The following is a 12,775-nucleotide window of genomic DNA, read 5'->3' as shown; positions in this document are numbered from 1 at the left end:
GATCTGAAGGGGCGTTTCCGTTAACAGCTTGATGTTGGCTGCTTTTTGTATCCGGGGTTCAATGCGTTTAAAATCCGTATTTCCCCGGACCACCAGAACGGGAACCGGCAGGCTATCAAGCTGGGAAAGGACCGTGGACCAGTTGAAAAAATGGGTCATATCACCAGGAATAACAATCAACTCCGGATGGTACTGGTCTAAAATCCTGTAAATGGATTCCATATGTTCGGGTTTTCCGTGAATGTCCGCAACTGCATATATACGCATCGCTCCTCCTTAAAGGGGATGTAAGTGGTAAGTAAAAATAAGACCTGTTTCAGGCGTTATATGCGATTTTGCCGGCAATCACAACCTTGTTTGCAAAGCAGATACCCAAGCAAGGTGCCCTGCATGACAAAGGACCGGTTTCTGTCCGCAGATATTGCCGCTGTTCGAACGCTTTTGCAAAGCAGCCGGCTTGTTCGGGCTGTGGAGGATGCCGTGGACAAACGCTATCAGGTGTTTGAACGGCTTTCAATCAGACCGGTTTTTGCCAGCACCTTGGCATAAAGCGTGTTGACTTCCCTGATTTTAAAGACTTTTCCAATACCTGCCAGAATGATCAGAAATAATATGCCGACAATAATACATATGAATATATGGGTAAAAAAACCGGAGACCGGGATCAGATGAATAATTTCAATATATATAGCTTTTAAAATCAGCCAGACCACGATACTGACCAGCAGCATTACACCAAAGAAAGCGTATACCTCAGATCGTCCTGCGTTTTTTGTTTTCCTGCTCCACACTTCAAACAGAGCGACTGTGGTAATGAACACGGACAAAGACAGGCCCAAGGCCACGCCTTTGATTCCCATGGCTGTCATTGCAACATAGAGAAACGGCAGGCTTAATGCCACGCACACCGTGGAAAAAAGGGCAGGGAACAATGTGTTTTGAACGGCAAAGAACCCCCGGGAAACAATGGTCTGGGCGGAAAATGCAAATGCTCCTGCCATGAAATACGGCAGTACCCCTGATGTCAGGGCCGCATCATGGGCGTCAAAGGCTCCGCGCTGGAATAAAATAGCCACAACTTCTTTATTGAGAATCATAAAGACAACTGAAAATGGCATCACAATAAAGATATATTTAAGGGTCTGGTTAATAATGGTGTTTAAGCCGGAAAAATCTTTTTGTGCAGCTATTTTTGCCATGAACGGATAAGAGGCCACGCCAACGGCATTGCCGAAAAGCCCCACTAGTATGAACATGATGCGAAGGGCGTAATTCAAGGCTGAAATGCTTCCCTCGTTTAAAAACGAGCCAAAGAATTTCATCAGGATTTCCGTGGAAAAGGTCATGGTCAGTCCAAGCATCAGGGGTAAAGTTAACAATACATATTTGAGCACATCAGGATGCCTGAAATTAAAACTTGGCATATAGATGAGCCCCACCCTTTTCGCCCCAAACAACTGAAGCAGGAAACTGCCGAAGAAAGCGCCTGCAAGCACACCCCAGGCAAATCCTTCCATGCCCAGAACCGGATACAGAAGTATCCCGCCCGCAATAATGCCGGTATTGTATACCAATGGTACAAGCGCCGGGAAAAGAAACCGTTCCTTTGAGAATTGTACGGCATTGAACAGTCCCCCGGCAAAAAAGAAAAACTGGGCCGGGATAATGATCCGGGTCATGCGTACGGCAAGGTCAAAGGCCGGGCCGTTCTTAAGTCCCGGTGCAAGGACGCAAATCAGTTCCGGAGCAAAAATCATGGAAAGGCAGATAAAAATCAAAAGACCGGCACCAAAGCAGTTGAGAATAACGGAAAAAACCCGGTATCCTTCCTGTTCGTTATTTTCAACAAGATACTGGGTAAAGATGGGGATAAAAGTAATGGATAAAAAACCTGACGCCACCACATGGTTTAAAATTTCAGGAATCACAAACGCCACCTGGTAAGCGTCAACGCCTGCGCTTGCACCGCCCATCCAGGCAATGGCTGTTTCGCGCACAAGACCGATGATCCTGCTGGAAAATACCGATGCCATCATAATAAATGATGCAACCCCGATTTTTTTAAAGGTGGAAGTCTGTGTCATAGTCTGAAATCCAGTGCAAGCTTTATCATAGTGCCTATTATAAAATATACCCGGGTAAAAGACGGACTGAAATCGTTTGACCCGAAACACAGCCTGCATATACAATGAATCGCATAAAGATGACAGCACTAAACCTTAAGGCCCGCAAATTTTAAAACCCAATTTAATCAAGGAAAAATCATGACCTCAAAGCTGGGAATTTTCTCAATTATTGCCGGTCTTGTACTTGGATTGTTTGCTCTGCTTTCCAAATTTATGGGCGCAGCCGGTTTTCTTTCCATCATGACCATTTCCACTTTTTTTGAAGGAATTACCGATAAAATTCTGAACCGGATCTCCAATGATACGCTTTATAATATATTGTATTCATTTTTTTATGAGATTCATCTTGCAGGGGTTTTAACAGGTTTGGGTATCATCCTGCTGATTATCGGTACCTTTATCCGCAAGGATTGACTTTTTGGCCTTGTTAAACATGGTTTGATCCATTATTTTAACGCATTGTTTTTTTCAATTATTGTTGTTCGTTTTTGATGTCGGGTTAACAAAAATAAGTGACGAAAAAAGAGGGGGAGGAGGAGCTATATGAAAATTCTCATTGGATATAAAGGCACCAATATCGGTCAGGATCTGCTCAAGCTTGGGGCTGAACATGCAAAGGCGTTTGATGCTACGGTACTGGTTGTCACCTCAATGTTAGAGGGGACTGAAAAGGACCAGAAAAAAATTCTGGAAGCAGAAAACAACCTAGACCAGGCGCAAGTTTTTTTCAAGGCCCAGGGAATCGCCTGTGAAAAACATCTTTTGATCCGTGGTATGGAGGCAGGAGAGGATATTGTTGTATTTGCAAATGAAAAAGATGTGGATGAAATTATCATTGGCGTAAAAAGCCGTTCAAATGTGGGGAGACTATTGTTTGGTTCCACGGCTCAAACAGTGATACTAGAGGCGGACTGCCCGGTTGTCACCGTAAGGTAAACACCACTTCATGGGTTACCCAGCGCTTTTATGGACATAATTAAACAGTTTAAGGCCTTATCTGATCCTACCCGGTTGCGGCTTTTGTTTATCCTTGAGCATTTTGAACTCAATGTAAATGAAATTGTCTCTGTGGTGAGCATGGTGCAGTCCGGGGTGTCCCGGCATTTAAAAATTCTGCTTGACGCCGGGCTCCTGGTCTCACGGAAAGACGGCAGTTTTATTTATTATGCCACGGACAAAAACGGATACAATCGGGAACTTGTTCTCCTTGCCTTAAGACAGCTTGAAAACGACCCGGTATTGCAGGACGATCTTGCTCGTACACAGCAATGTATTGTATTGAGAAAAAACAGATCCAGACGCTTTTTCAGAACCGCTGCCCCGCGGTGGGACCGTTTAAAAAAAACGGTTCTTGGCGAATTTAATCCCAACCCTGTGTTTGAACGCCATCTTCAGGACGCTTTGATTATTGCCGATCTTGGTTGCGGTACTGGTGAGATGCTTGCCGGTCTCCTTGGCAGGGGTGACAAGACCCTGATCGGTGTGGATGCCTCTCACGAAATGCTTGAACAGGCAAGACTTCGACTGCCCGAAAGGCCGAATTTAGAGCTTCGCATAGGAGAGCTGGAACATCTTCCCATGCGTGAACAGGAGGCCGATGCGGCGCTGATGAGCATGGTATTGTACCATGTGTCCGAACCTGAAAAAGCGATCCGGGAGGTGTACCGGATCCTTAGCCCCGGGGGCTTATTTCTTCTGGCGGATTTTTTGAAACACGATCAGGAACAGATCAAAGATATAATTGGTGGCGTCTGGCTGGGGTTTACCCGGCAGCAGATCTCAGAGTGGCTGGGCAGAACCGGTTTCAATCTTAAGCATATTGAATCTTATCCCGTTGAAAAGACATTAACCTTTACTGTTTATCTTGCACAAAAATAATGGAAAAATAATGATTTATCCTGTTATTCTTGCCGGCGGTTCCGGAACCCGGCTGTGGCCCATGTCCAGGTCTTTGTACCCCAAACAGCTCATTAATCTGTGCAGCACCCATACCATGCTGCAGAACACCCTTTTGCGGTTATCAGGCCTTAACGATCTTGGCGACCCGGTAATTATATGCAATGAAAATCACAGATTCATGACCGCAGAGCAGATCCGCCGAATTGATATCAAAGACTTTAAGATCATTCTTGAACCGGCTGCCAGAAATACTGCTCCGGCCATTGCCCTGGCCGCCTTGGTTATTGATGCTGATCTTAAGTCTGAGAATCAGCAGGATCCGGTGATGCTGGTACTGCCTGCAGATCATGAAATTAAAAATATTGAAGCGTTTCATGACATCATTCAATCGGGTGCGCAACTGGCCCGGCAGGGAAAACTGGTCACCTTCGGCATCGTGCCCTCATCACCGGAAACAGGATACGGGTACATAAAAAAAGGAACCAGACTCGACAATCCGGATCCGGCCTTCATGATTGACCGGTTTGTGGAAAAACCGGATTATGATACAGCGGTTTCCTATCTTGAATCAGGCGATTTCTGCTGGAATTCAGGCATGTTCATGTTCAAAGCCTCTGCCGTTATTTCCGAACTTGGGGCATTTGCCCCGGACATGCTTAGAAAATGCCGCACAGCCATTAAAAATGGAAACATGGACCTGGATTTTTTCAGGGTGGACAAAACGGCATTTGAAGCCATTACAGAGGATTCCATTGACTACGCAGTTATGGAAAAAACAGACAAGGGCGTTGTAATTGCCCTTGATGCCGGATGGAATGACCTTGGCTCCTTTGACGCGTTGTGGCAGACCGGTGATAAGGATGAACTCAATAATGTGACCAGCGGGGATGTGCTGGTACACAATGTCACAGATACGTATATCCATTCTGACAGCCGTCTTGTGGCAGCCGTAGGCCTTGAAAAATTTGTGATTGTGGACACCAAGGATGCTGTGCTGGTGGCCCCCCGGGATCAGGTTCAGGATGTAAAAAAAATAGTTACCCAGTTAAAAGCGCAAAACAGAGTGGAGGCTGTTTCCCATGCCAAAGTTTACCGCCCCTGGGGGGATTATGAAACCATAGATATGGCGGACAGGTACCAGGTAAAGCGCATCACCCTAAAACCCGGTGCAAAGCTGTCTTTGCAGAAACACTATCACCGGGCTGAGCACTGGACCGTTGTATCCGGGACAGCCATTGTCACCAAAGGCACTGAAGAGATCCTTTTAAAAGAAGACCAGTCTGTCTATATTCCCCTTGGCACCATGCACCGGCTTGAAAATCCGGGCAAAATTCTTTTGGAACTGATAGAAGTACAGTCAGGCCCATACCTGGGGGAAGATGATATTGTCAGGTTTGACGATATATACGGACGTGAAAAAAAATCTGGTACCGATAAATAAATTATTGCAAATCAAATAAAAATATTTGAAACTGATGCTCTGGTTGTAATATTTAAACTGATAATAATAAGGACATAACATGCCGGTCGGCAGCATGGAGAAGAATTGATGAACGACCAGATTACGGAAAATATGAAAGGAAAATTCATCATGGCCATGCCCGGTCTTCCGGATCCCAATTTTTCACAGACTGTCTCCTGTCTTTGTGAACACAATGAATCCGGTGCTCTTGGCTTTATTATTAATAAAGTTCACCCGTTGCTCACCGGCCGGGAGCTTTTTGAAGATTTGGGCATTCCCTGCAATCAGCGTATTGATAAAATAAATATTTTCCTTGGCGGCCCTGTCCAGCCTTCAGGGGTATTTGTACTTCACTGCGGCCCGTTTCAGTGGAATGAAACTCTTAAAATTTCCGACTGGCTGGCGTTGAGCAATTCCCGGGACATCCTGGAAGCCATTGCCCTGGGGCAGGGGCCTGACACCTTTATGATCCTTCTGGGCTGCGCCGGGTGGGGCCCCATGCAGTTAGACAATGAACTTGCCGATTCAGCCTGGCTCTCCTGTGATCTGTCCAGGGAAATCATGTTTGACACCAAGCCGGACCTGAAATATGAAAAAGCCATGATGCTGATCTGATTTGCCGGCCAATGACTTTACACCCCCAAGAATCCATAGAAAAATTAGTTTCTGATACCCTCTCTGTAATCGACAGTCTTGCAGCCGTTTCAAACAATTCTGACAAAAGCCTTGCCGAAAGCAGGCAACTTTGCAGCAAAATCCCTTCCCACATCAGGGAAGGGATTTTGCGCGTGGCCGTGGTCGGGGTAATCAAGTCAGGCAAAAGCACTTTTATTAACGCGATTTCGGGCAAAGAACTGGTTCAGCGCGGGGCAGGGGTGGTTACATCCATGACCACCCGTATCAGGAAGGGTAAAAAAAACAAGGCAATTATTCATTTTAAATCATGGGATAACATCAACAGGGAAATTGAAAGCTGTCTGGAAATGTTTCCCGGAAAGGGCGACTCCCGGCCTTTTGATATCAGACGCACCCAGGACCGGCAGCATCTGCGGCGTATTTTTGATACCATTGTATCTGCATGTCCGGTTACTTCCCGGGGACTGCGCCCTGAAGCAGTCGTCATCCGCAATGCCCTTGACGGCTATCGACATTGTCTGGACGTTATCGGCTCTGATGAACAGACCGTCAGCTTTGACACCAAAGCGTTTGACGTCCACAAACAGTTTACAGCGGACCCGGCAAAGGCTTTTTATGTCAAAGACGTGTGCCTGGAAGTGTATGGAAAAACCATTGATCCCAACATTGAAATTGCCGATTGCCAGGGTGCGGATTCCACGGATCCTGCAGTCCTTGGAAAAATATTTTCCTATCTTGAGGCTGCCAACCTGATTGTTTACTGTATCTCGTCGCGCACAGGGCTTCGCCAGTCTGACATGTCATTTTTAAAAAAGATAAAACGCTTTGGGCTGATGGAAAACATTCTTTTCATTTTCAACTGTGATTTAAGTGAGCATGAGAGCTTGGACAACCTGAAAATGACTCGGGATAAAACCATTCAGGAACTGAATTTTTTGGTGCCGGATGTCAGGATTTTTTCTTTTTCAGCGCTGTATACGCTTTTTGATGCCCTTGGCAAAAGACTTTCATCCAAAAACAAGAAACGCCTTGGGCTTTGGCAGGAGGACCGGGAAATGACCGTTTTTTGCACCAAAGAGTATACCCGGTTTCTTGCAGGATTTAATCTGATGTTTGACGCGTCCCGGTTCAATCTGTTTTACGCCAATCACATCGAACGGCTTAAAATTGTAACCCATGTTCTTGCCGAAAAAACACAGATCCTCTTTGATGTCTTTTCCGCCGGGCTTTTAGATCAGGAAAGGGCCAGAAAGCGTCTTACCGATTTTGAAGGCAGCGCCAGGCGTTTAAGGGTTATTGTGGACAACTCGGTTATGGGCGCAGTGTCAGCGCTTCGCAGGGAGATTGAGTCCAACTTAAAAAATGCATTTCTCAAAGACAGCGAAAATATCAATACACGTGTGACAAATTTTATCCGGCAAGCCCAAATTGATTCACAGCCTTATAAGGAAGTTGTGAAGGACGCCGGTTTTAAACAGATTCTGTATATGATGTTCCAGGACTTCAAGCGGGAGCTTGACCTTTTTATTCTTGAACAGATCGCCCCTGAACTTAAACAACTGGTGCGCACCCAGGAGGAACGTATCGCGTCCTATTTTAAATCGCTTCTGGATTCCTACCGCATTGATTATGTCACCATGGGCTTTTCCGAGGACCGGGAGGATGATCGCTTTTCCCTTGAAATGATCAAGGAAGAGGAAGAATATTCCAGGGCGGCTGACCTTGAAAGTATAAAAAAAATTCTAGGACTGCATCTGCCGAACCAGATTCTTTCGCCCGAATATACCAGGATGATGCAGACCAATGCCGTGACCGATTTCAGTCTTCATTCATTGGTTTTATGTGTATCTGCCATGATGGACAAGCATGTGCGATTTTCCTTTACTCCCGGGCTTGACAGGGCTGCTGTCAAAATCAAGAAAAAAACGCTGACCCTAATGCAGCGGCAGATAAACGCCTATCACCGCAGTTTGAAACAGGATTATTTTTTCCCTTTAATAGACGCGGTAACACGGGATTTTAAAGACAAAATTTTTCAACGTTTTACCATGTATGAAACTTTGAACAAGGATATGGATGCACTTTTCTGCCTTAAACAGGAGGAAAAAAACCAGCATCTTGCCATGATAAAAAAGGCGGAAAACGATATTATCCGGATACGGGCGCTTATTGATGAATTCAGCATGGATTTTGGGGCAGGTGCATTTGAGTGAGCCGTAGAAACCCGCTTGTAGCAGGTGCATACAATCTATTTTGTATTTGAATGATAACACCCCGTAATCAGATGTACTTTACAACTCTTCCAAAAGCAATATTCAGTTTTTTCATCCGTGCTCTGAGGGTAGAGGGATGCAAGCCAAGCCTGTCAGCTGCGCCACCCTTGCCTTCAATTCGTCCCTCAGTTTTTTTTAAAATAGATTGGATGTATTTTCGTGTCCAATGATCAAGTGCTTCAATATCATCCACATCATCGGCCGGCACCCTGTCCTGATCTCTTTTCCAATCCCATGCAGGTTTTCGTATGGTAAGAGAAGGCAGAACATCATGGAGATTCCCTGTTATCAACACACGTTCAAGTACGTTTTCCAACTCTCTCACATTACCGGGCCATGCATATTGTTGGAGCTGCCTCATGTAGTTTTCAGACAATTTCAGAGAGGGTCTTATTTTCAGTTCCTTTGATTTTCTATCAATAAAATGGTTCACCAGGGCAGGAATATCCTCAGGCCTCTGCCGTAACGGCGGAATCATTATTGGAAACACGTTAAGGCGGTACCAGAGATCTTTACGAAACTCACCGGTCAGTACCATATGTTCAAGGTTTTTGTGCGTGGCACTGATGACACGCACATCCACCGACAGGGGAGTTGTTCCCCCGACCCGTTCGATCTCCTTTTCCTGCAATACTCTTAAAAGTCTTACCTGGGCTGCCAATGGAAGTTCCCCGACTTCATCCAGAAAAATCGTGCCGGTATGTGCCCTTTCAAAGAGCCCTCTTTTTTGGGCAATAGCCCCGGTAAAGGAACCTTTTTCGTGGCCGAAAAGTTCGCTGTCAATCAGACCCTCGGGAATAGCGCCGCAGTTCACTTTAATCAGCGGCCGATCCTTTCTCCTGGACCCGCGATGGATGGCATTGGCCATGACCTCCTTACCGACACCGGTTTCTCCCAATAAAAGAACCGGACTGTTCATGGGAGCAACCTGCCTGATCAACCGCATTACACCGGACAGGCCGAAATCAGCGCCGATAATCGTATCTCCGGTCATCTCTATCATTTTTTGATTCAGGTATTTGTTGTCATCTTTGAGCATGTCCTGGAGAAGCTGTACCTCCTGGTGCTTCATGACATTACTGATGGCGGAGACCAAGGGGGCATGGAATAAATTGACAAGACAGCCATGGACCTCCCCATACCTGTGTTTACCTCTTGCAAACAGAATAAAATAGCCAAGGCGCTTGTTTTCAAGTTCGAGATCTATGTGAATATGAGAAATTTCTTCACTCCAGATTAAAGAGCAGACGGCTTTGATCTCGGGAGGCTCGCAATCAATGTCATTCACCATGTGTACTCCGGGCGCCTCCTGCATTTTTGCTTTGAAAAAACTCCACATCTGGAAGGGAAAGTCAATGGTTCTGGAGGGTTTTTTCATATCCCCTGGAAACAATACTGCGTGCAGTCTGGCTTTGTTTATTCCGGGATCATATACGCCGAGGAGGATGCCGTCAGCAGGCATAACGGTTTGAAGATATGCCAGAAACCGCTGCAATGCCGTATTACTATCAAGGCTGCTGAACAAGTGCAGAGTGCCCTGTTTGAAAAAAACATTTTCGTTGATGTTCATCATTGACTCCCCAGGCTTGATCATTGACTCACACGATCCGCTGTGCGAGTATAGCAGATAAACTTCCAAATAAAACAGTTTTAAGCGATCTGCTAAATTTGAAAGACAATCTGTCAAATATGATAGTGGTGATCCGCCCCTTTTTTCATAAACATACATGGCAAGCCTGTATGTCATAACGAAAATTGAAACTCTTATCATCGCAGTACGTGAGATGGGGTGTGATATAAACACACTTAAAAAGGAAAATCTGTTGTCATGGCATAGAATCTGTATAACCTTAATCAAAAAAGGCAAAAGGTGGGATTTCCATGGAGTCAATAGAAATGATATATCTCAGAACATTCTCTGATCAGGAAAGACAGACAGCGATTGATATATTCAATGGGTTGTCCATCCAGGGCGCTGACATGCCTTTCAGAATAAAATTGTTTATGAATCATGAGTTGCCCAATGATCTAATGGTTTTCCTATATTGGAACACGGCTGGAAGGCTTCCTTTCAAGAGCCTGTTCGGCCAAAGACTGTCTACTGCATTTAAGAATTTGGGATGGATTACCCATTCCGTATGGGAATCACTGCGGGAGGAGAGTGCCAATGACAGTTGTTTACGGTGAAAACAGATACGGTGGAATAAACCGCACGCTTCCCGGATTCAATAAGCGAAACATCCCCGAAATTTCATACAGATTATAGATTCAGGCGGGAATAATTTAAAAGATGAAAGAACAGACAGAGGTTAACCTTGATTCCCTCATAAAAAGGCTTCAGGCGGAGGGTATCAAGAGAGCCGAAGCCTTGGCCGAAGAAATTATCAGCAAGGCGGAAGAGAGCGCTTCACTTATCCTGAAACAAGCCAGACAGGAGGCGGAAGGGATAATGGAGAAAGCAAAGGATGAAATAGCCCGGAAAGAGAGCAGGTTCCGGAAAAACCTTGAACAGGCAGCGCGTGACGTCATGATCGGTGTGAAGACATCAATATTGGGTACGTTTTACGCCCTCCTGCAACAGGAATGCAACGTAATCCTGTCCAAAACCACAACCTTTGAGACGCTGTTTCCGGCAATTTTTAACGGGTTGAACAAAGGAAAAGAGACTGCCGGGGAATTTGAGATATGGGTCAGCAATGAAGACAGGGATGCCATATGTTCATTTTTACTTGCCGCATTCAAGGATAAGATGAAAACAGGCATTGAAGTGAAGGCAAAGCCGGATATCGGGGCAGGATTTAAAATCGGGGTAAAGGATGAACATATCTATTATGATCTCACCGATGAAGGCGTTGCCGCTCTCATATCAGAGTATATTACCCCCGGGCTTGAAAACCTGCTTGCAGATGCCGGAATGAAAAAAAAGAAGCCCGGAGATCACAAATGAGGCGTGCCTATTATTATACCCTTGCCTCTTTGCCATCTCTCTTTTTTGCTTCCCCGCTGCCGTTAACCATAAAGGATTTTTTTTCACAGTGCCGGTTTGAACTCACTTCAAAAGATTTTGCCATTCTTCAATCTGCACAACTTTCTCCAAGTAATCATGCGCCGCTGCCCTTTCTTAGAAAGTGGTATAACCGGGAGCGGCAGATACGCAATGAACTTGTCCGGCTCAGGGCCCGGAAACTGGGCTGGGATGCCGGCAGATACCTGCGTAAAGGAGAGGATGGGCAAAATGCTGTGAAATTTGCCTGGGATATCTTCTCAATGGATTCACCGGATGGTGCGGAAAAGCGTCTGGACCAGGCAAGATGGAACTATCTGAGCGAAATGGAATCAAATCATTATTTTGATCTTGAAAAACTGATCAGTTACGCGTTGAAGCTGAAAATAAACGAAAAGATATTGCACCTTGATCCCCAAAAAGGATGGGAGAAACAGGAAGCGATCCTTGCCTGTTTACCCGGCCACATTAACCTGTAACTTCTAGGTGACCATGAAGCGTACCGGCAAAATATACGGCATAAACAAGAATCTGATCACTGTTGAGTTTGAGGACAATGTCCTGCAGAACGAGATCGGCTATGCGCGGATAGGTGAAAGCGACATCCGGCTCAAGGCGGAAATCATCAGAATAAAAGGAAACAGGGCCGATCTTCAGGTCTTTGAAGAGACCCGGGGACTGCGTCAGGGGGATCTTGTGGAATTTACGGGAAGCCTTTTGTCGGCAGAACTTGGCCCCGGTCTTCTGGGGCAGTTTTTTGACGGCATGCAAAATCCCCTGGAAAAGCTTGCCGGCAAATACGGTGAATTTCTTGAAAGGGGGGAATATTTGCCTCCCCTTGATGAGGACCGGTTGTGGCAATTCACGCCGGTTGCAAAAAAGGGCGCAACCGTACAGGCCGGAGACACGCTTGGCACCGTTCCCGAGGGCATCATCACCCATAAAATCATGGTGCCGTTTTATCTGAAGGGAAGATATGAAGTTGCAGCCGTCTCCCCTCCCATGGCGTATCATATCAAAGAAACCATAGCGGTTTTAAAGGATCCGAAGGGAGACGAGCACTGCGTTACCATGACGTTTCAATGGCCCGTCAAAAAGGCTGTGGAGATCTATGAAGAGCGCCTGGAACCGCGTGAACCTTTAATCACCCAGATCCGTATCATAGACACCCTTTTTCCGGTTGCCAAAGGAGGGACCTATTGTACGCCGGGTCCTTTTGGGGCGGGAAAAACCGTTCTGCAGCAGATCACAAGCCGGAATGCCCAAGCCGATATTGTGATCATAGCCGCTTGTGGTGAACGGGCCGGTGAAATCGTGGAAACCATCAATGAGTTTCCGAAACTTATTGATCCCAGGACAGGAAGATCCCTCCTGG

12 protein-coding genes and 1 pseudogene are annotated in these 12,775 nt (G+C 45.9%); 10 read left to right on the top strand and 3 right to left on the bottom strand.

The genetic code is table 11. From position 1 onward, the window contains the following. Positions 1 to 267, bottom strand: a 267-nt coding sequence (locus tag AB7U36_RS08895; RefSeq protein WP_428159431.1) for a metallophosphoesterase family protein, incomplete at its 3' end; no start/stop codon positions are given. 90 nt (positions 268 to 357) lie between these two features. Between AB7U36_RS08895 and AB7U36_RS08890 the strand changes: the two genes are divergently transcribed. Beyond that, positions 358 to 549, top strand: a complete 192-nt coding sequence (locus AB7U36_RS08890) for a hypothetical protein (RefSeq protein ID WP_428159430.1) — start codon at positions 358 to 360, stop codon at positions 547 to 549. On the opposite strand, the gene murJ is transcribed toward AB7U36_RS08890, so the two are convergent. Further along, the gene (gene murJ, locus AB7U36_RS08885) at positions 495 to 2,084 is read right to left on the bottom strand and encodes a murein biosynthesis integral membrane protein MurJ (protein ID WP_428159429.1); all 1,590 of its coding nucleotides are present in this window, start codon (positions 2,082 to 2,084) and stop codon (positions 495 to 497) included. The genes AB7U36_RS08890 and murJ overlap by 55 nt on opposite strands. Before the next feature lie 180 nt (positions 2,085 to 2,264). On the opposite strand from murJ, the gene AB7U36_RS08880 reads away from it, so the two are divergent. The 6 genes from AB7U36_RS08880 (at position 2,265) to AB7U36_RS08855 (ending at position 8,336) form a co-directional block, all read left to right on the top strand. Next, entirely contained in the window at positions 2,265 to 2,540 is a 276-nt protein-coding gene (locus tag AB7U36_RS08880) for a hypothetical protein (protein WP_428159428.1), read from the top strand. A gap of 129 nt (positions 2,541 to 2,669) precedes the next feature. Further along, a complete protein-coding gene (locus AB7U36_RS08875) occupies positions 2,670 to 3,062 on the top strand; it encodes a universal stress protein (RefSeq protein ID WP_428159427.1) in 393 nt (130 codons plus the stop codon). A gap of 30 nt (positions 3,063 to 3,092) precedes the next feature. Further along, positions 3,093 to 4,004: an ArsR/SmtB family transcription factor gene (locus AB7U36_RS08870; protein WP_428159426.1), complete on the top strand. Its 912-nt coding sequence runs from the start codon at positions 3,093 to 3,095 to the stop codon at positions 4,002 to 4,004. Between the two features lie 10 nt (positions 4,005 to 4,014). Then, positions 4,015 to 5,466: a mannose-1-phosphate guanylyltransferase/mannose-6-phosphate isomerase gene (locus tag AB7U36_RS08865; RefSeq protein WP_428159425.1), complete on the top strand. Its 1,452-nt coding sequence runs from the start codon at positions 4,015 to 4,017 to the stop codon at positions 5,464 to 5,466. Positions 5,467 to 5,574: 108 nt separating this feature from the next. Beyond that, on the top strand, positions 5,575 to 6,102 hold the full coding sequence (locus AB7U36_RS08860; protein WP_428159424.1) for a YqgE/AlgH family protein: 528 nt from the start codon (positions 5,575 to 5,577) through the stop codon (positions 6,100 to 6,102). An 11-nt stretch (positions 6,103 to 6,113) separates the two neighbouring features. Continuing rightward, a complete protein-coding gene (locus AB7U36_RS08855; RefSeq protein WP_428159423.1) occupies positions 6,114 to 8,336 on the top strand; it encodes a dynamin family protein in 2,223 nt (740 codons plus the stop codon). A gap of 67 nt (positions 8,337 to 8,403) precedes the next feature. Here the strand turns inward: AB7U36_RS08855 and AB7U36_RS08850 are convergent, their stop codons facing one another. Then, positions 8,404 to 9,969, bottom strand: a complete 1,566-nt coding sequence (locus AB7U36_RS08850; protein ID WP_428159422.1) for a sigma-54 interaction domain-containing protein — start codon at positions 9,967 to 9,969, stop codon at positions 8,404 to 8,406. Positions 9,970 to 10,686: 717 nt separating this feature from the next. On the opposite strand from AB7U36_RS08850, the gene AB7U36_RS08845 reads away from it, so the two are divergent. The 3 genes and pseudogenes from AB7U36_RS08845 to AB7U36_RS08835 all read left to right on the top strand — a co-directional run. Continuing rightward, positions 10,687 to 11,343 (top strand): hypothetical protein, encoded by a 657-nt coding sequence (locus AB7U36_RS08845; RefSeq protein WP_428159421.1) that lies wholly within the window; start codon positions 10,687 to 10,689, stop codon positions 11,341 to 11,343. Beyond that, positions 11,340 to 11,879: a DUF2764 family protein gene (locus tag AB7U36_RS08840; protein ID WP_428159420.1), complete on the top strand. Its 540-nt coding sequence runs from the start codon at positions 11,340 to 11,342 to the stop codon at positions 11,877 to 11,879. Before AB7U36_RS08845 ends, AB7U36_RS08840 begins: the two co-directional genes overlap by 4 nt. A gap of 13 nt (positions 11,880 to 11,892) precedes the next feature. Continuing rightward, positions 11,893 to 12,775 (top strand): annotated as a pseudogene (locus tag AB7U36_RS08835) (V-type ATP synthase subunit A); the annotation flags it as partial.

It is taken from the genome of Desulfobacter sp., from assembly GCF_050177295.1.
This window is presented reverse-complemented; position numbering and strand designations above follow the sequence as displayed.

What these genes read in the sequence shown, in the direction of transcription:
- AB7U36_RS08875 (WP_428159427.1), top strand. Translation starts at nt 2,670, where the DNA reads ATGAAAATTCTCATTGGATATAAAGGCACCAATATCGGTCAGGATCTG.
- AB7U36_RS08865 (WP_428159425.1), top strand. Translation starts at nt 4,015, where the DNA reads ATGATTTATCCTGTTATTCTTGCCGGCGGTTCCGGAACCCGGCTGTGG.
- AB7U36_RS08845 (WP_428159421.1), top strand. Translation starts at nt 10,687, where the DNA reads ATGAAAGAACAGACAGAGGTTAACCTTGATTCCCTCATAAAAAGGCTT.
- AB7U36_RS08880 (WP_428159428.1), top strand. Translation starts at nt 2,265, where the DNA reads ATGACCTCAAAGCTGGGAATTTTCTCAATTATTGCCGGTCTTGTACTT.
- AB7U36_RS08855 (WP_428159423.1), top strand. Translation starts at nt 6,114, where the DNA reads ATGACTTTACACCCCCAAGAATCCATAGAAAAATTAGTTTCTGATACC.
- AB7U36_RS08870 (WP_428159426.1), top strand. Translation starts at nt 3,093, where the DNA reads ATGGACATAATTAAACAGTTTAAGGCCTTATCTGATCCTACCCGGTTG.
- AB7U36_RS08840 (WP_428159420.1), top strand. Translation starts at nt 11,340, where the DNA reads ATGAGGCGTGCCTATTATTATACCCTTGCCTCTTTGCCATCTCTCTTT.
- AB7U36_RS08860 (WP_428159424.1), top strand. Translation starts at nt 5,575, where the DNA reads ATGAACGACCAGATTACGGAAAATATGAAAGGAAAATTCATCATGGCC.
- AB7U36_RS08850 (WP_428159422.1), bottom strand. Translation starts at nt 9,969, where the DNA reads ATGATGAACATCAACGAAAATGTTTTTTTCAAACAGGGCACTCTGCAC.
- murJ (WP_428159429.1), bottom strand. Translation starts at nt 2,084, where the DNA reads ATGACACAGACTTCCACCTTTAAAAAAATCGGGGTTGCATCATTTATT.